Source organism: Mesorhizobium prunaredense (assembly GCF_900156895.1).
In the GTDB taxonomy this organism is placed as follows: Bacteria; Pseudomonadota; Alphaproteobacteria; order Rhizobiales; family Rhizobiaceae; genus Mesorhizobium; species Mesorhizobium prunaredense.
On record NZ_FTPD01000009.1, the window covers coordinates 116,198 to 135,062 of the forward strand.

Consider the following 18,865-nt stretch of genomic DNA (forward strand, 5'->3'; position numbering starts at 1 on the left):
TTTTACTCCTTGGTCATCCCTTGGGCATTTTCCGGGGCACCGAGATCGGCGACGATCATCTGCCGCAATTCGGCAGTGACCTCAGGCCTGATGCCGAACCAGCGCTCGAAGCCGGGCACCGCCTGGTGCAGCAGCATGCCGAGCCCGTCGACGGTTTTCAGGCCGCGCGCCTTGGCGGCGGCCAGCAACGGCGTTGCCAGCGGTACATAGACAATGTCGATGACGATGGCATGGTCCGGCAGCCTGGCCGGATCGGCGGACAGGCCTTCATTGCCGTGCATGCCGAGCGCTGACGTGTTGACCAACAGGCCGGCATCGGCAAGCAGTTCGCCGGTCGCCGCCGTGCCATGGCCCGAGACCCCGGCACCGAAGCGGTGGCTCAGCTCCTCGGCTCGGGCGAGCGTCCGGTTGACGATGCGGATGTCGCCAACCCCACGCTGTTTGAGCGCATGGATGACCGCGCGGGCGGCGCCGCCGGCGCCGAGCACCACCGCCGGGCCGTTTGTGGCCCAGCCCGGCGCGTGCTCGTCGAGATTGGCGGCAAAGCCATGGGCGTCGGTGTTGCCGCCGCACAGTTTTCCGCCCTCGAGCCACAGCGTGTTGACGGCGCCGATCTGTTCGGCCGCAGCGTCGCGGCGCGTCGCCAGCGCGAAGGCGGCCTCCTTGTGCGGGATGGTGACGTTGCCGCCACGATAGCCATTCTCCTCTAGTGTTTCGGCGAATTCGGCAAAAGCCTCCGGCGCAACGTCGATCGCCCGGTAGCTGCCGTCGATACCGTATTTCGCCAGCCAATAGGCGTGGATCTTCGGCGACCGCGAATGCGCGACCGGGTGACCGGTGACGAAGGCCTTTTTCGCGGCCTCAGCCATCGATGGCTCCGAGCTCGCGCAGCTTGGCCAGGACGGGCAGAAGAGGCAGGCCGACAATGGTGAAATAGTCGCCTTCTATTTTTTCGAACAGCTGGATGCCCTCGCCTTCGATCTGGTAGGCGCCGACGCTGGACAGCGCCTTGTCGCCGACGCGCGCCAGATGGCGGCCGATAAAGGCCGGATCGAGCTTTCGCATGGTCAGGCTGGCGACGCCGACATGGCGCCACAGGACCGCTCCGTCGCGGGCCAGCACCACGGCGCTGTTGAGCTGGTGGGTCTTGCCCGACAGCGCCAAGAGATGGCGGCGGGCGGCTTCCATGTCGGCCGGCTTATGAAACACTTCGTCGCCGAGCGACAGCGTCTGGTCGCAGCCGAGCACCAGGACGCCCGGCTTTCGCTCGCTGACCTCGGTGGCCTTGGCCTCGGCCAGCACCAGGGCAACGTCTTCGGGCGAGGCACCGCTGCCCTGCAAGGGTGCTTCGAGCGCGCGCTCGTCGACTTCCGCCGGAACCGCCTCTACCGGCACGCCGGCATGGACAAGCAACGCCTTGCGGAACGGGCTGCCCGAGGCAAGGATGATTTTTTCGGCCATTTTTATTCCCCAATTCCTGGCGCTCACGAGGGTGTGTCGAGATTCAGGTCAGGCCGAGCCGAAAATGGTGGCTTCCGAGAACCGGAGCGGAGCGTACTTTTCGTACGTGAGCACCGGAAGCGCAGGAAGCCGCCGTTTGCAGGCCGGCACCACCTGAATATCACACGCCCTAGCGCGTCTTGCCGCGCAGGGCAACGATGGCCGCCGCCGTCTCCTCGATCGAGCGGCGGCTGACGTCGATCATCGGCCAGCCATGCCGCGTGCAGATCTGGCGGGCGTAGGCGAGTTCCTCGCTGATCGCGGCGCGGTCGACATAGTCGGTCGGCTCGTAGGCGCTGGTGTTGCCAAGGATGCGGTTCTGGCGCACCTGCGAGATGCGCTCGGCGGTGGCGATCAGCCCGACGATCAGCGGCTTAGTGGCGTTGACCAGGCTTTCCGGCACCGGCACGCCGATCACGATCGGGATGTTGGCGGTCTTGATGCCGCGATTGGCGAGATAGATGCTGGTCGGCGTCTTCGAGGTGCGCGAAATGCCGACGAGCACAATGTCGGCGTCGTCCATGTTGGCAGGCAGCTGGCCGTCATCATGCTCCATGGTGAAGTTGAGCGCGTCGATGCGGCGGAAATATTCGGCGTCCAGCACATGCTGGGCGCCGACGCGGCGGCCGGCCGGCGTGCCGAGATAGGACTGGAACACGGTCAGCACCGGTTCCAGCACGGAGACGCAAGGCAGGCCCATGGCGGCGCAGCGCTCGTCGATCCCGCGGGCGAGTTTCTGGTCGACGACCGTATAGAGGATGATGCCCGGCTCCTCCTCGATGTCCTCGAACACTTTCGTCACCTGCTTTTCGGTGCGGATGAGCGGGTAGATATGCTCGATGGCGCGCGCATCCTTGTATTGCGCCGAAGCCGCGCGCCCGGCCGCCAACAGCGTCTCACCGGTGGCATCGGAAATCAGGTGGAGGTGAAAGAAGCTCTGGGGTTTGTTCACAGGGGTTCGTTCCAAGCTGTGGGCCGATGTGGATAAGGTCGGTCGGAAAGATCGGCCGGTTCGGGGCGACTGTATCAGATGCCAGTTTGTCCACAATTCGATGCGCTGCCGGCTTCGTCGGTCGGCTGGGGACAAGTCCGGGGACGGGCTTTTTCGACTCGGCCTCGTCCACAGGGCGATTTTCTCCAGGCGGGCGGTAACGCATTGTTCCCAGTCGGAAATTTCCAACTGTCCCCAAACTCCTCCTATCCGGCAGAAGAAGCACGCGACAATATGCTGGCTGGCCTTTTGCGGGGCAAGGCGGGACAGCAGACAACCACCGATACCAACAGACTCTTAGAATCATAAGATTCCTAGAAATAGAATATTTAATTATAGAGAAGCCTGGAGAGGCAGGACGGTGCCATGAGGGAATGTCGAGTTCAGGGCTACACTCAGCGCAGAATGAGAGCGGTAGCGATTCTTCACGCCCCCCTCTGTCACTCCGGCTTTAAGCCACTCGAGAGGCGAGCGCTGAATGCCTGAAAACCGGATCATGCTGGACGTGTTGAGAGGCAAGACGGTATCTCCCCCGCCGCTCTGGATGATGCGCCAGGCCGGTCGCTATCTGCCGGAATATCGCGAGACACGCAGGCGGGCCGGATCGTTCCTCGATCTTTGCTATAATCCCGATCTTGCCGTGGAAGTGACGCTGCAGCCGATCGAACGCTTCGGCTTCGATGCATCGATCCTGTTTTCCGATATTCTGGTCGTGCCGCATGCGCTGGGCCGCGACGTGCGCTTCGAAGAGGGCCGTGGGCCGCTGCTGACGCCGATCTCGGCGACGGAGATTGCGGCTCTGGACGGCGAAACGTTTCACGTGAATCTCGAACCGGTCTACGAGACGGTCAGGCAATTGCGGACAAAACTGCCGGATGCAACGACGCTGATCGGCTTCTGCGGAGCGCCGTGGACGGTGGCGACCTATATGATCGCCGGCCACGGCACCTCAGACCAGGCCCCGGCAAGGCTTTTTGCCTATCGTGAGCCGGCGGCTTTTTTACAATTGCTGAAAGTGCTTGCCGATCACTCGGCCGCCTATCTTATCCGCCAGATCGAGGCCGGCGCCGATGTGGTGCAGATCTTTGACTCGTGGTCCGGCGTGCTCGATGAAGTTTCTTTCGAGGCGTTTTGCGTCAGGCCTGTGGCGGAGATCGTCAGGCAGGTCCGGGCCGTCCATCCCAACGTTCCGATCATCGGCTTTCCCAAGGGCGCCGGTGCCCACTACCGCAGCTATCGCCAAAAAACCGGCGTGACCGGGCTGGGCCTCGACTGGACCGTGCCGTTGACGACGGCCAGGGAACTGCAGCGCGACGGCGCCGTGCAGGGCAATCTCGATCCGTTGCGGCTGGTGGCCGGCGGCAAGGCGCTTTCGGACGGTGTCGACGCGATCCTGAAAGCATTGGGCGATCGACCGCTGGTCTTCAATCTCGGCCACGGCATCACGCCGGAGACGCCGATCGCGCATGTCGAGGCGATGGTAAAGATGGTGCGGGCGCATCGATGACCGACATGAACAACGCCAACAGTGGTGCGGGCAGCAGCGGTGGTGCAGCGATGCGTCGAGCAGCGATCGCCATCGTCATCTTCCTCGTCCTGGCGGCGCTTCTGTTCCTGTTCGGGCCGGATGATTTCTATCCCTGGGCAAAGGCGATCCATGTCATCGCCGTCATCTCCTGGATGGCGGGCATGCTCTATCTGCCGCGGCTGCTGGTTTATCATGCCGATGCGGAAAAAGGCTCCGTCCAGTCGGAGACCTTCAAGGTGATGGAGCGTCGGCTGCTGCGCGGCATCATCAATCCAGCCGTGATCATCACCTGGGCGTTCGGCCTCTGGTTGGCCTGGAAAGGTTTTGGCTTTCAGGGCGGTTGGCTGCATGCCAAGATCGCCGCGGTGCTTGGGCTCTCGGCGGTTCACGGCTACCTGGCCGGTGCGGTGCGCAAATTCGCCGAGGACCGCAACGAAAAAGCGGCTCGGCACTGGCGGATCGTCAATGAGATCCCCACATTGCTGATGATCGTCATCGTCGTGCTGGTCATCGTGAAGCCGTTTTGAGCTTCGTTCCTTAGCGATATTTTGTAACGCCGATGATTGGCGAAACCATCAATGAGAGCGCCCCCTCTCCCCGTCACTATATGGGGAGAGGATGCCGGCAGGCAGGTGAGGGGCAGCGCAAACCTGATGCGATTGGCGCTCACAAAAGGCGGCTTGCTCTTTTAGTCGACCGACGATAAAAGACGGGTCTTCCTTCCCGTCATGCGCCGCCCCATTCATCGCTTCGGCCGCGCCCGGCATTTGTCGCATCCCGCCGATATTTTCCCCATACTTACTCACTCAGAGTCCGTCTAATGATGCAAGAAATGAAACTCACCGAGTTCAAGAACAAGAAACCGCCAGAGCTGATCGCTTATGCCGAATCGCTCGAGGTCGAGAACGCCAGTGTGATGCGCAAGCAGGAACTGATGTTCGCGATCCTGAAGCGGCTGGCGACCCAGGATATCGAGATCATCGGTGACGGCGTCGTTGAAGTGCTGCAGGACGGTTTTGGCTTCCTGCGCTCCGCCAATGCCAATTATCTGCCGGGTCCGGACGATATCTACATCTCGCCGTCGCAGATCCGCCGGTTCTCGCTGAAGACCGGCGACACCGTCGAAGGCCCGATCCGCAGCCCGAAGGAGGGCGAGCGCTATTTCGCGCTGCTCAAGGTCAACACGATCAATTTCGACGACCCGGAAAAGATCCGCCACAAGATCCATTTCGACAATCTGACGCCGCTTTATCCGACCTCGCGGCTGAAGATGGAGATGGACGTTCCGACCTCGAAGGACATCTCGGCCCGCGTCATCGACCTGGTGGCGCCGCTCGGCAAAGGCCAGCGCGCCCTGATCGTGGCGCAGCCGCGCACCGGCAAGACGGTGCTGTTGCAGAACATCGCCCATTCGATCACCACCAACCATCCCGAATGCTACCTGATCGTGCTCTTGATCGACGAGCGGCCGGAAGAAGTCACCGACATGCAGCGATCGGTGAAGGGCGAGGTCGTCTCCTCGACCTTCGACGAGCCGGCGGTGCGCCACGTCCAGGTCGCCGAAATGGTGATCGAGAAGGCCAAGCGCCTTGTCGAGCACGGGCGCGACGTCGTCATCCTGCTGGATTCGATCACCCGCCTCGGCCGCGCCTACAACACCGTCGTGCCGTCATCCGGCAAGGTGCTGACCGGCGGTGTCGACGCCAATGCGCTGCAGCGGCCGAAGCGCTTCTTCGGAGCCGCCCGCAACATCGAGGAAGGCGGCTCGCTGACCATCATCGCCACCGCGCTGATCGACACCGGCAGCCGCATGGACGAGGTCATCTTCGAAGAGTTCAAAGGCACCGGCAACTCGGAAATCGTGCTCGACCGCAAGGTGGCGGACAAGCGCATCTACCCGGCCATGGACATCCTCAAGTCCGGCACCCGCAAGGAAGATCTTTTGGTCGCCCGCCAGGACCTGCAAAAAATCTTCGTGCTGCGCCGCATCCTGGCGCCGATGGGCACCACCGACGCCATCGAGTTCCTCATCGACAAGCTCAAGCAGACCAAGACCAACGCGGATTTCTTCGATTCGATGAATACGTAAGGGGGTTGAGGGAGCCGGGAAATCGCCCAAGTCGGCATCGCCCCTCATCGCCCTGCCGGGCACGTCTCCCGGTATGTGACGGGGAGAAGGGGCTTGCCGCGACCAAGGCATGCATTCTGCAACGCTGGAAATTGGCGAAACCGTTGATGAGAGCATCCTCTCCCCGTCACTACTATACGGGGAGAGGATGCCGGCAGGCAGGTGAGGGGCAGCGCAAACGCCCGGCGGAAGTGAGGGCAAATATGCCCCGCGTCTCTGGCATCCCCTCTCCTATCCGCGCCGCAACCGCCTCTCCAACTCCTCGGCGTCCGTTATCACCGGCAGGCAGACCTGCCCGGTGCACAGCCAGGCGCCGGGCTTGGTCGTTGGAGGCAGAACGCCGCCTGGCAGCATCGGCAGGTTTGTCGCCGCGCCGACCGGCACGATAGTGTCGATCCGGCGCGGGTCCGGATTTCGATTCGCAACCGGAACAAGCCCCGGGTTCTCAGGACTGTCCACCAGCACCAGCTTCAACGGCTCGAGCGCCAAGGCACAGGCGTTGACGATGCCGGCCTGGCCATAGGCCTGGTGCGCCGCCCGGCCGGCCGCGTGTTCGGCGACCTTCCAGGTCTTTTCCTGCAATTCGAGGTCGCCGGAAAGCGAGGATAGTCGAACCATGGCCTCGATGATCTGGCCGCTGGCTGAAGGAATCGCCTCGTCGACATCGCCCCTGATGCGGATCGGCACGTCGCTGCTGTCCGACGCGGTCAGATAGTAGCCGGTGTTGTTCTCATCGCTATGCCACTGATCGAGCTGCGCGATGAATTGGCCGGCCTGCTCGGCATAACTCGACGTGCCGGTGGCCTCGAACAAGGAGATCGCGGCGTTGGCCATGGCGGCGTAGTCGCTCGACAGCGCCGGAAACAGCTTCCTTGCGCCAAGCATCGAATGCGGCAGGCGGTCGTCTCGGCCAGCACCGGCAATGGCAGCAAACGCCTGTTCCGCAGCCTCGATCCAGTCGATCCGTTTCACGGCGCGCCCGGCCTCAGTGAGAGCCGCGATCACCAGGCCGTTCCAGTCGGTCAGGATTTTGCCGTCACGCCCGGGCCTGACGCGCTGCTCCCTGGCTGCCAGCAGTTTTTCTCTGAGCGGAATGAGCCGGTCGCGATTGGCGACGCTTTGGGTTTGCTGGGCCTCAGTCTGGTGGATGATAGGCTTGCCCTCCCAGCCATGCGGGCCGGAAAGCGTGAAGTATTGGAAAAACAAGGCTGATTCGTCGCCGAGAGCGGTTTCGATCTCATCCCTGCTCCAGGTGTAGAACAGCCCCTCCTCCCCCTCGCTGTCGGCGTCGAGGCTGGCGGCGAAAGCACCGCCATCGACGCGCATCTCGCGCAACAGCCAGTCGGTCGTCTCTTCGATTCGTATCCGGAACAATTCATTGCCGGTCGCCGCAAAAGCCCAGTTGCACAGCCGGATGAGCTGCGCGTTGTCGTAGAGCATCTTTTCGAAATGCGGCACCAGCCACTCGGCATCGGTCGAATAGCGGCTCAGCCCGCCACTGACATGGTCATAGATGCCGCCCGCCAGCATCTTTTCGAGGCTGAGCAGGACAGCGTCTCGATGGGCTGTGGCGCCGTCGCGCAGCCAGGACAGCCACAGCGTCTGCATGAACGGCGCATTGGGGAATTTGGGCGCGCCGCGCAGGCCGCCCAGATCCCTGTCGATCATGTCGTCGATGCTGTTGGCGAGCGTCGCGAGCGTGTCGCGGTCGAGCACCGCCTTGGCATGGCTGCCCGCCAACCGCGCCTCGACATGCGTGGTCAGGCCGTCGGCGCTTTGGTTAACGCTTTCTTTCTTCTCGCGCCACGCCTTGTCGACAGCCTCCAGCACCTGGACGAAGCCCGCGCGACCGTAACGGGCTTCGCGCGGAAAATAGGTGCCGCCCCAGAAAGGCTTGCCGTCCGGTGTCAAAAACATTGTCAGCGGCCAACCGCCCTGCTCGCCCATCGCCGACAGTGCGGCCATATAGATCTGGTCGATGTCCGGCCGCTCCTCGCGATCGACCTTGATATTGACGAACATACGGTTCATGACGGCGGCGACGTCGTCGTTCTCAAAACTTTCGTGCGCCATGACATGGCACCAGTGGCAGGCGGCGTAGCCGACCGAGAGCAGGATCGGCCGCTCGAGCGCCTTGGCTTCGGCGAGAGACGCCGGCGACCACGCCCGCCAATGCACCGGGTTGCCGCTGTGCTGCTGCAGATAGGGGCTGGCCTCTTCGGCAAGCAGATTTTTCGCGGGCAACGTCACTTTCGATAACTCGGCAATCTGTCGATGAACAAGCGAAGCTAGGGCGGTTGTGCTGGGTCGGCAAATGATTTCAGGTAATTCCATTGTTGCCCTGTCGAGCGGCCGCCTGCCCGCCGGTGTAGCCGTGCTCCGCATTTCCGGCCCGCAAAGTCGATTCGTCGTTGAAACGATTGCCGGTCCCATGGTTCAGAACCGTGTTGCCGCCTATCGCAAGTTCAGGGCGCCGGACGGATCGGTGCTCGACAGCGGGCTGGTGGTTTTCTTTGCCGGCCCAAACAGCTTTACCGGCGAGGATATCGCCGAGTTCCACGTCCATGGCGGGCGGGCCGTGGTGGCGAAGATGCTGGAGGTGATCGCCGGCTTCGACGGCGTCAGGCATGCCGAGCCGGGCGAGTTCACCCGCCGCGCCTTTCTCAACGGCAAAGTCGATCTGGTCGAGACCGAGGCGCTGGCCGATCTCGTCAATGCCGAGACCGAGGCGCAGCGGCGCTTTGCCGTGCAGAATGCCGAAGGCGTGCAGAGCGAGCTCTACCTGGGCTGGCGCCGTCGGCTGATTCATGCGCGGGCGATGATCGAGGCAGAAATCGATTTTGCCGACGAAGACGATGTGCCCGGTTCCGTTGCAGAGACGGTCTGGTCGGACGTCGGCGCGATGATCGGCGAGATCGAGCGTCATGTCCAAGGGTTCCGCGCGGCCGAAATCATCCGTGACGGCTTCGAGGTCGTCATTCTTGGTGCGCCGAATGCTGGCAAATCGAGCCTGTTCAACGCTCTGGCCCGGCGCGAGGCGGCGATCGTCACTGAGGAGCCCGGCACCACCCGCGATCTGCTCGAGGTGGTGCTTGACCTGGAGGAGATGCGCATAAGAGTGACCGATACCGCCGGCCTGCGCGAGACGCCTGGCAGGATCGAGGCGATCGGCATCGAAAGGGCGAGGAGCAAGGCCGGCACTGCCGATCTGCTGCTCGTGCTGGAGGATCTGGCAGAGCCGGTCCCGATCGGCGCAATACCACCCGATGTTCCGGCGTTGCGGGTTGGGACGAAGGCCGATCTGTTGCAGGATAAATCGCCGGCGCTTACGTTGCGCTATGACTTGGCAATCTCAACCAGGAACGGCACCGGGCTGGCGGAATTGCTGGCCGAGATCGGCCGTCGCGCCGCAGCGCAGGTCGGCCAGGCCGGTGATATCCTGCCGTCGCGGCTGCGGCACGTCGAACTGCTCAACGAGACGATCGGTTTCCTGCGTGCAGCGATGACGGGGGAGGAGCGCGGGCAGGAGCTGCGGGCCGAGGAATTGCGGCTGGCGGCGGATCGGCTTGGCCGCATCGTTGGGGCGGTCGATGTCGAGGACATGCTCGACGTTATTTTCTCGCAGTTCTGTATCGGGAAGTGACTCACGTGAAACATCGGGAGGTTGGGGCTTCGGATGATTCACGTGAAACGCTACGCGATCAGCTCGAAGGCACTGTTTCACGTGAAACGATTCGCTGGGGCAATCGCCTCATTCTAGGTTCCGGAGCGATGTGCGGCGCTCCGAAGTTGCCCACCAAACGCCAGGTGTTCTTGACAGCGCGCGCCTCCCGGCACATGTGTCGGTCAACCTGAACCTGGAACACTGAAATGACCGATCACTATGATGTGGTTGTGGTGGGAGGCGGCCATGCTGGTTGCGAGGCGGCCAGTGCTGCCGCGCGCGCTGGTGCGAAGACCGCTTTGGTGACGTTGCGCTTCGAGACGATCGGCGTCATGTCGTGCAATCCGGCGATCGGCGGGCTCGGCAAGGGCCATCTGGTTCGCGAGATCGACGCCATGGACGGGCTGATGGGGCGCGTCGCCGATGCGGCCGGCATCCAGTTCCGCCTGCTCAACCGCCGCAAGGGCCCGGCAGTTCGCGGGCCGCGCACGCAAGCCGACAGAAAACTCTATCGGCTCGCCATGCAAGCGGCGATTCGCGAACAGGCGGGTCTCGACGTGGTCGAAGGCGAGGTCCTGGATTTCGAAATCGCCAATGGGCGCCTGGCGGCGGTGCTGCTGGCGGATGGCCGCCGGCTTGCCTGCGGCGCCGTGGTGCTGACCACCGGTACTTTCCTGCGCGGGCTGATCCATATCGGCGAGAAGAAAATCGTTGCCGGCCGCATGAACGAGCAGGCCAGTCTTGGCCTGTCGGCGACGATGAGCCGTGCCGGCTTCAAGCTCGGACGGCTGAAGACCGGCACGCCGCCGCGGCTGGACGGACGAACGATCGATTGGGCCTCGCTGGAGAGCCAGGCGGCGGATGACAATCCGGTGCCGTTCTCGCTGATGACCGACCGCATCGACAATCCGCAGATCCATTGCGGCATCACGCGCACAACTGGAGCGACGCACGAGCTGATCCGCGCCAATCTGGGCCGGTCGGCGATGTATTCCGGCTCGATCGAAGGGGTGGGACCGCGTTACTGCCCGTCGATCGAGGACAAGATCGTCAAGTTCGGCGACCGCGAAGGCCACCAGATTTTTCTGGAGCCGGAAGGGCTGGACGACGATACCGTCTACCCGAATGGCATTTCGACCTCGCTGCCGCAGGACGTGCAGCTCGACATTCTAAAAACCATTCCGGGCCTTGAACGCGCCACCATGCTGCAGCCCGGCTATGCCATCGAGTACGACCATGTCGATCCGCTCGAGCTCAAGCCGACGCTCGAAACCAAGCGGATCGCCGGTCTTTTTCTGGCAGGGCAGATCAACGGCACCACCGGTTACGAGGAGGCCGGGGCGCAAGGGTTGTTGGCCGGACTCAACGCCGCGCGCAAAACGTCAGCAAGCGATCAGATCGTGCTCAGTCGCACCGAGGCCTATATCGGGGTGATGGTCGACGACCTGACCAGCCGTGGCATCGCCGAACCTTATCGTATGTTCACTTCGCGGGCCGAGTTCCGGCTGTCGCTGCGGGCCGACAATGCCGATGAGCGGCTGACGCCGCTGGCGGTGAAGCTCGGGATTGCCTCGGAGGAGCGGATGCAACGGTTTAGCGATGTCGTGCAGAACCTTGAAAAGGCGCGGGACCTTGCGCTTGGCACGACCATGACCCCCAACCAAGCGGCGCGTCATGGGCTGGAGATCAACCGGGACGGGGTGCGCCGCTCGGCCTATGAGTTGCTGGCCTATCCCGGCGTCGACGTCGCCTGGCTGGCCCGAATCGCCCCGCAGTTTGCAGCAGTTGACAGCAAAACGGCTGAACGCCTTGAAACGGAAGCGAAATATTCGGTCTATCTTGATCGACAGCAAGCTGACGTCACGCAGATCAGGCATGAGGAGAGCCGATTGATCCCGGCTTCGCTCGACTTTGCTTCCGTGCCGGGGCTGTCCAACGAGTTGAAGCAAAAGATGCTGGCGCGCCAGCCGCGCTCGATCGCCGACGCCCAGCGTATGGAAGGCATGACGCCGGCGGCGCTGGCGATCATCGTCGCGCATGTCCGCAACGCCGAGGCTGCCGCGCGAAGGAATGTTGCGTGAGCGCTGCCTCATGGGCGAGCCTGCAAGCGGCTGCCGGTCCAGTTTCACGTGAAACATTCGAACGCCTGGTCGAGTTCGTGACGGTCTTTCAGAAATGGAACCGCCGGATAAACCTGGCGGCGCAGTCGACGCAGGACGATGTCTGGCGCCGCCACATCCTCGACAGCGCGCAGCTGGCGCGAATCAAACCAGACGCGAAGCGCTGGCTCGATCTCGGCTCAGGTGGCGGTTTTCCCGGCCTGGTGCTGGCGTTCCTGCTTGCCGAGCGCGACGGCGCCAGCATCGATCTGGTTGAAAGCAACCGGAAGAAAGCATCGTTCCTGCAAGCGGTCGTCGGCCAGTTCAACCTGCCCGCCAGGGTCGTCGCGCGGCGCATCGACGACGCCTATCCAGTTGTTTCAACACCTCAAATCGTCACGGCCAGAGCGCTGGCGGGGCTTCCGGTGTTGCTCGAACTGTCGGCGCCATGGCTGACGACGGGCGCCTGTGGCCTGTTCCACAAAGGCCGGGATTACCGCGCCGAGCTGGCAGAAAGCGCTCAACGATGGTCGTTCGATCTGGTAGAACATGCCAGCGCGACTGACGCTCATGGCGTCATCCTCGAACTGTCTGATTTGCGCCAACTGACTTAGATCGGCGACCTCGGCATGAATTTCTGGCATAGACCCATGATGAAGAATGGCCCCCGAATCATCACCGTAGCCAACCAGAAGGGCGGCGTCGGCAAGACGACGACGGCCATCAACCTGGCCACGGCACTGGCGGCGATCGGCGAGCGGGTGCTGATCGTCGATCTCGACCCGCAAGGCAATGCCAGCACCGGTCTCGGCATCGACCGGCGCGACCGCACCGTTTCCTCCTATGACGTGCTGACCGGCGAGCTCGACCTGGAGGCGGCGGCGATCCCGACGGCGGTGCCGGGCCTGTCGATCGTGCCGTCGACGCTCGACCTGCTCGGCATCGAGATGGAGATCGCCTCGGCGCCGGACCGGGTGCTGCGGCTGCGCAACGCCTTGCGCGCCTCGGCCGAGCGCTCGGCGATTTTCGGCTATGTGCTGATCGATTGCCCGCCTTCGCTCAATCTTCTGACGCTGAACTCGATGGCGGCGGCCGATTCGGTGCTGGTGCCGCTGCAATGCGAGTTCTTCGCGCTCGAAGGCTTGAGCCAGCTGCTGGAAACGGTCGAGCAGGTCCGCCGCTCGATCAATCCCGATCTGACCATTCAGGGCATCGTGCTGACCATGTTCGACGGGCGCAACAACCTCGCCAACCAGGTGGTGCAGGATGTGCGGGCGCATATGGGCGACAAGGTCTATGAAACCGTCATCCCGCGCAATGTGCGCGTCTCCGAGGCGCCGTCCTACGGCAAGCCGGCGATCCTCTACGACCTCAAATGCTCCGGCAGCCAGGCCTATCTGCAGCTTGCCTCCGAGGTGATCCGCCGCGAGCGCAAGCTGCGCGCCGCTTAGAAGCCGAATTGATACCGAAACGATCTGGACAAACGATGAGCGAAGACCATTCGAGAAAAAGACTGGGGCGGGGACTGGCGGCGCTGATCGGCGAAATCGATCGTCCGGCAGCTGTGGAAAAGCAGGGTATGAATGCCGACGGCAAGATACCGATCGAGTTCCTGAGCCCTAACCCAAAGAATCCGCGCCGGCATTTCGGCGACGCCGACCTGACCGATCTTGCCCAGTCGATCCGCGAGCATGGCGTGGTGCAGCCGGTGGTGGCGCGGCCATCGCCGACGCAGGCTGGCCGCTACGAGATCATCGCTGGCGAGCGGCGCTGGCGCGCGGCGCAGCGCGCCGGACTGAGCGAGATCCCGATCATCGTGCGCGATGTCAACGATCGCACCGCGCTCGAGCTGGCGATCATCGAGAACGTCCAGCGCACCGACCTCAATCCGGTCGAGGAGGCGATGGGCTACCAGCAGCTGATCGACGATCACGGCTACACGCAGGCCGATCTCGGCCAGGTGATCGGCAAGAGCCGCAGCCATGTCGCCAACACGCTGCGGCTGTTGAAGCTGCCGGAGGTGATCCGTGACATGCTGGTCGACGGCGCGCTGTCGGCCGGCCATGCCCGCACATTGGTGACGGCGCAGGATCCGGCGGGTCTGGCCAAGCGCATCGTCGAGGACGGGCTTTCGGTGCGCCAGGCCGAAGCGCTGGCGCAGATGCCGGCGGGTGCGCCGACGGTGAAGCGACAGCCTGCAGCACCGGTGCAAAAGGATGCTGATACGCGGGCGCTGGAAAAGTTCATGACCGACACGCTCGGCATGTTCGTCACGATCGAGCACAACGAGCGCGGCGGCGTGATTAGCGTCGCCTATCGGACGCTGGAGCAGCTCGACGAGCTTTGCCGGCGGCTGAAGCAAGAGCAGTAATTAGCCGACAAACGGCCTCAGGGTCCTGCTTGTTTTAGGCGACCTTTCAGCCTGCCTGCTCCAGCGTTTGCGCGGCCCCTCACCTGCCTGCCGGCATCGTCTCCCCCGTATAGCGACGGGGAGAGACGGCTGTCATCAACGGTTTCGCCAATCACCAACGTTGCAAGAGAGCCAATCTCCCCCCAAGTGGGGGAGATGCGGTAGGGCAGAGGGGGGCGCGAAGGAACTCCAACTTCTGCGGTTCTAGCTGAGCAGGAGCTGAGCACGACCTGAGAGTCCGGCAACGAATCTCTGGATAGGCCGGCGGGACAGCGCCCCCCTCTGTCCTGCCGGACATCTCCCCCACAGGGGGGGAGATCACGCTCTCCTACCGCTGCGCCAGCCGGGCGCTCTCCACGGCGATGCCGAGCAGCGCCTGTCGGGCCAGCGCGACCGCCAGGTCCGGCCGCCGCCGGGTCTGCAGCACCGCCGTCTGCAGCCTGGTCAAGGCGCGGCCGAGCGCCTCGCTGCTCCAGCGTTCGAGGGCTTTTTCCACCAGCTTGCGCCGCGCGAAAAAAACCGGCGGCCGCGCCGCGGCGACGACCGAAGCGGCGTTGCGGCCGCCGGTGTCCATCAGGCCGCGCATCGCCTGGATCGCCTGCAGCTGCCGCATCGCCGACGACAGCACCAGAAAAGCCTGACCGCCTGACTGGCAGTGACGGGTGAAGGCGATGTCGAAGTCACCGACCTTGCCTTCGAGCAAGGCATCGACGGCGTCGTCGAAGGACAGGCCGGAGACGTCGCCAGACGTCGCCTTGACGTCGTCGAGGCCGATTTCGCTCTGGCCGTGGGCATAAAGCACCAGCTTTTCGATCTCGCCGCGCGAGGCCAGCCGGTCACCACCGAGGTTGCGGCGCAGCGCCTGGCGGGCTTCCAGCGTCATCGACATGCCGGCCTTGCGCAATTCGTCGTCGATGACCGTGTCGATGTCCCGCGCCTCGTCGGCATAGCACGGCAGCGCCATGGCAATGTCCGCCGCCTCGACGATGGCGCGCAGCCCGACGCCCTTCTTCAGGTCGCCGGCCTCAATGAGGATGATAGCGTCGCGCGCGGGCTCCGCGGTCAGCGCCTTGACGTCGTCGGCAAGCGCCTTCTGGCCGGACGCATTGCGCACCCAGAGCAGGCGCCGGTCCGAAAACATCGGCACGGTGCGGGCTTCGTCGAGCAGGCGGCCCTCGTCGCGATCGACTTCCGAACCGTCCAGCCTGACCACCGAGAACGGATCGTCGAGCGGCAGGCCGGTCTTGCCGGCAAAGGCGCGGGCGCGCTCGGCGACCAGCCCGCGGTCGGGCCCGTAGAGCAGGACGATCGAGACACGCGGATCCGGCCGCGCCAACCACGAATCGACCTCGTAACCTTTCTTCTGTGCCATGGGCTATGGGTTAGCATGATGCGGGCGCGGGGTGAAACGATAGGTGGGCAATCGCTGCGGACAAACGATGGGAAGCGTGATCTCCCCCACAAGGGGGGAGATTGGCAGCTCCGCCGCCGCGCGAGGCCTCAATCCCTAATCATTGTCCAATCTGGCGGGAAACCCGGTGCAATCATGCGCCAAATTGCGCGCAGAGCCGGAAGATCGACAAGAAATTTCGCTGACATATCTTCATCCTGACAAGTGCTGCTGGCGGCGCGGTGGTTGGCCGGAAGCCTTGCCCGACGAATTGGCACTGGCCTGCCGGTGTGCAAGTATCCTGGCCGGGCAACATGGGAGGACGAAGGTCATGGCCGATGCGGGAATGTTGCGCTTCCATGTGCCGGAGCCCGAGGTGCGGCCGGGCGGGACGCCGGATTTTTCTGATGTGACCATTCCCAAGGCCGGCTCGGTGCCGCGTCCCGAGATCGATGTCGATCCGCGTGATATCCGTGATCTGGCGTTTTCGATCATCCGCGTGCTCAACCGCGGCGGCGAACCGGTCGGGCCGTGGGCCGGCCTGCTTTCCGACGACGAACTGCTGGAAGGCCTGCGCCATATGATGACACTGCGCAGCTTCGACGCGCGCATGCAGATGGCGCAGCGCCAGGGCAAGACCTCCTTTTACATGCAGCACCTCGGCGAAGAGGCGGTGAGCTGCGCCTTCCGCAGGGCGCTGGCGCCGGGCGACATGAACTTTCCGACCTATCGGCAGGCAGGCCTGCTCATCGCCGACGGCTACCCGATGGTCACGATGATGAACCAGATCTATTCGAACGAGGCCGATCCGCTGAAGGGCCGGCAGCTGCCGATCATGTATTCGTCGAAGGAGCACGGTTTTTTCTCGATCTCCGGCAATCTGGCGACGCAATATATCCAGGCGGTCGGCTGGGCGATGGCTTCGGCGATCAGCAATGATTCGAAGATCGCCGCCGCCTGGATCGGCGATGGTTCGACCGCCGAGTCCGACTTCCATTCGGCGCTGGTCTTCGCCTCGACCTACAAGGCGCCGGTCGTGCTCAACGTCGTCAACAACCAGTGGGCGATCTCGACCTTTCAGGGCATCGCCCGCGGCGGCTCCGGCACATTTGCCGCCCGCGGCCTCGGCTTCGGCATTCCATCGTTGCGGGTCGACGGTAACGATTATCTGGCCGTCCATGCGGTGGCCAAATGGGCCGCCGAGCGGGCGCGGAAAAACCTCGGGCCGACGCTGGTCGAATATGTCACCTATCGGGTCGGCGCGCATTCGAGTTCCGACGATCCGTCGGCCTACCGGCCGAAGGCCGAATCCGACGCCTGGCCGCTCGGCGACCCGATAGTAAGGTTGAAGAACCATCTCATCCAGCGCGGTGTCTGGTCGGACGAGCGTCACACCCAGGCCGAAGCGGAAATCCTCGAAACGGTGATCGCGTCGCAAAGGGAGGCCGAGCGCCACGGCACGCTGCATGCCGGCGGCAAGCCTTCGACGCGCGACATGTTCGAGGGCGTCTACGCGCAGATGCCGCCGCATCTCAGACGCCAGCGCCAGCAGGCGGGGGTCTGACCATGCCAAGACGGACCATGATCGAGGCGATCCGCGACGCCATGGACGTGTCGATGGGCCGAGACGAACGCGTCATCGTGTTCGGCGAGGATGTCGGTTTTTTCGGCGGCGTGTTTCGCTGCACGCAAGGCCTGCAGGCGAAATACGGCAAGAGCCGCTGCTTCGACACGCCGATCAGCGAAGCGGGCATCGTCGGCTCGGCCATCGGCATGGCCGCCTACGGCCTGAAACCTTGCGTCGAGGTGCAGTTTGCCGACTATGTTTATCCGGCCTATGACCAGATCGTCTCGGAGGCGGCGCGGCTGCGCTACCGCTCGAACGGCGATTTCACCTGCCCGATCGTGGTCAGGATGCCGACCGGCGGCGGCATTTTTGGCGGCCAGACCCACAGCCAGAGCCCGGAGGCGCTGTTCACCCATGTCTCCGGCCTGAAGGTCGTCGTGCCGTCCAATCCGCATGACGCCAAGGGTCTTCTGATCGCGGCGATAGAGGATCCCGATCCGGTGATCTTCCTGGAGCCGAAGCGGCTCTACAACGGCCCGTTCGATGGCCATCACGAGCGCCCGGTGACGCCGTGGTCGAAGCATGAGCTCGGCGAGGTCGCCGACGGGCATTATACGGTCCCGCTCGGCAAGGCGGTGATCCGTCGGCCGGGCGCCGCGGTCACCGTGCTGGCCTACGGCACGATGGTCTATGTCGCGCAGGCGGCGGCTGAGGAGACCGGCATCGACGCCGAGATCATCGATCTGAGGACGCTGCTGCCACTCGATCTCGAGACGATCGTCGACTCGGTCAACAGGACAGGCCGCTGCGTGATTGTGCACGAGGCGACGCTGACATCCGGCTTCGGCGCCGAGCTGTCGGCGCTGGTGCAGGAAAACTGCTTCTACCATCTGGAAGCGCCCGTAGTGCGGGTCGCCGGCTGGGACACGCCCTATCCGCATGCACAGGAGTGGGACTATTTTCCCGGTCCGGCCAGGCTCGGCCGCGCGCTCGTCGAAACGATGGAGGCCTGACGATGGCAGGCAGAGCCTCGGACCAATTGCCAATGGTGGCGCCGCCCCTCATCCGCCTGCCGGCACCTTCTCCGCGTGAAGAACGGGGAGAAGGGACGGGCCGCCACGCCAGCGATCCCCCTCTCCCCGTTTTTCACGGGGGTCCGAAGGACGGGCGAGACAAGCGGCTCGCCCCGGAATGGGTAAGGGTGAGGGGCAGCGCAAACGCTTTGGTAAGGGGGGCCTAACGATGGGCGAATATGTGATCAAGCTGCCCGATGTCGGCGAAGGCGTCGCCGAGGCCGAGCTGGTCGAGTGGCAGGTCAAGGTCGGCGACCTCGTGCGCGAGGACGCGGTGCTGGCCGCAGTCATGACCGACAAGGCGACGGTCGAGATTCCTTCGCCAGTCGACGGCGAGATCGTCTGGCTGGGTGCGGAGATCGGCGACACGGTGGCGATCGGCTCGCCCATTGTACGCTTGAAAGTAGCCGGCGAGGGCAATGTGAAGGCAGCTGCGGCGCCGGGCGGCGAGGCGGGCGCCAAGAGCACCGACCGCAGTACCCCCACCCCTGGCCCCTCCCCACAAGGGGGAGGGG

General features: G+C 63.9%; 16 protein-coding genes. 11 read left to right on the plus strand and 5 right to left on the minus strand.

Going from position 1 to position 18,865, the window contains the following annotated elements; all coding sequences use genetic code 11:
* Positions 1 to 2: 2 nt before the first annotated feature.
* The 3 genes from BQ8794_RS09395 to BQ8794_RS09405 all read right to left on the minus strand — a co-directional run bounded on the left by BQ8794_RS09395 (position 3) and on the right by BQ8794_RS09405 (position 2,452).
* Positions 3 to 869 carry a shikimate dehydrogenase gene (locus BQ8794_RS09395; RefSeq protein WP_077376014.1) on the minus strand — a complete coding sequence of 289 codons (867 nt, stop codon included), beginning with the start codon at positions 867 to 869 and terminating at the stop codon, positions 3 to 5.
* Positions 862 to 1,461, minus strand: a complete 600-nt coding sequence (locus BQ8794_RS09400) for a Maf-like protein (protein WP_077376017.1) — start codon at positions 1,459 to 1,461, stop codon at positions 862 to 864. The genes BQ8794_RS09395 and BQ8794_RS09400 overlap by 8 nt, the downstream gene beginning before the upstream one ends.
* 169 nt (positions 1,462 to 1,630) lie before the next feature.
* Positions 1,631 to 2,452, minus strand: coding sequence for a pyruvate, water dikinase regulatory protein (locus BQ8794_RS09405; protein ID WP_023802686.1), 822 nt, complete (start codon positions 2,450 to 2,452; stop codon positions 1,631 to 1,633).
* 517 nt (positions 2,453 to 2,969) lie between these two features.
* Here BQ8794_RS09405 and hemE point away from each other — a divergent pair.
* From hemE to rho, 3 genes are all read left to right on the plus strand, one after another.
* Positions 2,970 to 3,998: a uroporphyrinogen decarboxylase gene (hemE, locus tag BQ8794_RS09410; RefSeq protein WP_077376020.1), complete on the plus strand. Its 1,029-nt coding sequence runs from the start codon at positions 2,970 to 2,972 to the stop codon at positions 3,996 to 3,998.
* Complete coding sequence (gene hemJ, locus BQ8794_RS09415) at positions 3,995 to 4,546, plus strand: protoporphyrinogen oxidase HemJ (protein ID WP_077376023.1); 552 nt, start codon at positions 3,995 to 3,997, stop codon at positions 4,544 to 4,546. Before hemE ends, hemJ begins: the two co-directional genes overlap by 4 nt.
* A 296-nt stretch (positions 4,547 to 4,842) precedes the next feature.
* The gene (gene rho / locus BQ8794_RS09420) at positions 4,843 to 6,108 is read left to right on the plus strand and encodes a transcription termination factor Rho (protein WP_027153631.1); all 1,266 of its coding nucleotides are present in this window, start codon (positions 4,843 to 4,845) and stop codon (positions 6,106 to 6,108) included.
* A 270-nt stretch (positions 6,109 to 6,378) separates the two neighbouring features.
* On the opposite strand, the gene BQ8794_RS09430 is transcribed toward rho, so the two are convergent.
* The gene (locus BQ8794_RS09430) at positions 6,379 to 8,397 is read right to left on the minus strand and encodes a thioredoxin domain-containing protein (RefSeq protein WP_077376027.1); all 2,019 of its coding nucleotides are present in this window, start codon (positions 8,395 to 8,397) and stop codon (positions 6,379 to 6,381) included.
* Between the two features lie 64 nt (positions 8,398 to 8,461).
* Between BQ8794_RS09430 and mnmE the strand changes: the two genes are divergently transcribed.
* The 5 genes from mnmE (at position 8,462) to BQ8794_RS09455 (ending at position 14,281) form a co-directional block, all read left to right on the plus strand.
* The gene (mnmE, locus tag BQ8794_RS09435; RefSeq protein ID WP_077376030.1) at positions 8,462 to 9,790 is read left to right on the plus strand and encodes a tRNA uridine-5-carboxymethylaminomethyl(34) synthesis GTPase MnmE; all 1,329 of its coding nucleotides are present in this window, start codon (positions 8,462 to 8,464) and stop codon (positions 9,788 to 9,790) included.
* Positions 9,791 to 10,017: 227 nt separating this feature from the next.
* Positions 10,018 to 11,892 carry a tRNA uridine-5-carboxymethylaminomethyl(34) synthesis enzyme MnmG gene (gene mnmG, locus BQ8794_RS09440; RefSeq protein ID WP_077376033.1) on the plus strand — a complete coding sequence of 625 codons (1,875 nt, stop codon included), beginning with the start codon at positions 10,018 to 10,020 and terminating at the stop codon, positions 11,890 to 11,892.
* Positions 11,889 to 12,524, plus strand: a complete 636-nt coding sequence (rsmG, locus tag BQ8794_RS09445; RefSeq protein ID WP_077376036.1) for a 16S rRNA (guanine(527)-N(7))-methyltransferase RsmG — start codon at positions 11,889 to 11,891, stop codon at positions 12,522 to 12,524. The genes mnmG and rsmG overlap by 4 nt, the downstream gene beginning before the upstream one ends.
* A 36-nt stretch (positions 12,525 to 12,560) precedes the next feature.
* Positions 12,561 to 13,361: a ParA family protein gene (locus BQ8794_RS09450; protein WP_077376039.1), complete on the plus strand. Its 801-nt coding sequence runs from the start codon at positions 12,561 to 12,563 to the stop codon at positions 13,359 to 13,361.
* Positions 13,362 to 13,396: 35 nt separating this feature from the next.
* Positions 13,397 to 14,281 carry a ParB/RepB/Spo0J family partition protein gene (locus BQ8794_RS09455; RefSeq protein ID WP_077376042.1) on the plus strand — a complete coding sequence of 295 codons (885 nt, stop codon included), beginning with the start codon at positions 13,397 to 13,399 and terminating at the stop codon, positions 14,279 to 14,281.
* Between the two features lie 367 nt (positions 14,282 to 14,648).
* Here BQ8794_RS09455 and holA read toward each other — a convergent pair whose 3' ends face one another.
* Positions 14,649 to 15,692 carry a DNA polymerase III subunit delta gene (gene holA, locus BQ8794_RS09460; protein ID WP_077376046.1) on the minus strand — a complete coding sequence of 348 codons (1,044 nt, stop codon included), beginning with the start codon at positions 15,690 to 15,692 and terminating at the stop codon, positions 14,649 to 14,651.
* 349 nt (positions 15,693 to 16,041) lie between these two features.
* Between holA and BQ8794_RS09465 the strand changes: the two genes are divergently transcribed.
* The 3 genes from BQ8794_RS09465 to BQ8794_RS09475 all read left to right on the plus strand — a co-directional run.
* Entirely contained in the window at positions 16,042 to 17,274 is a 1,233-nt protein-coding gene (locus BQ8794_RS09465; RefSeq protein WP_077376049.1) for a 3-methyl-2-oxobutanoate dehydrogenase (2-methylpropanoyl-transferring) subunit alpha, read from the plus strand.
* A gap of 2 nt (positions 17,275 to 17,276) precedes the next feature.
* Positions 17,277 to 18,290, plus strand: coding sequence for an alpha-ketoacid dehydrogenase subunit beta (locus BQ8794_RS09470; protein ID WP_023802698.1), 1,014 nt, complete (start codon positions 17,277 to 17,279; stop codon positions 18,288 to 18,290).
* 229 nt (positions 18,291 to 18,519) lie between these two features.
* Positions 18,520 to 18,865 (plus strand): biotin/lipoyl-containing protein (locus tag BQ8794_RS09475; protein WP_342187890.1); only part of this gene is annotated, 346 nt, incomplete at its 3' end.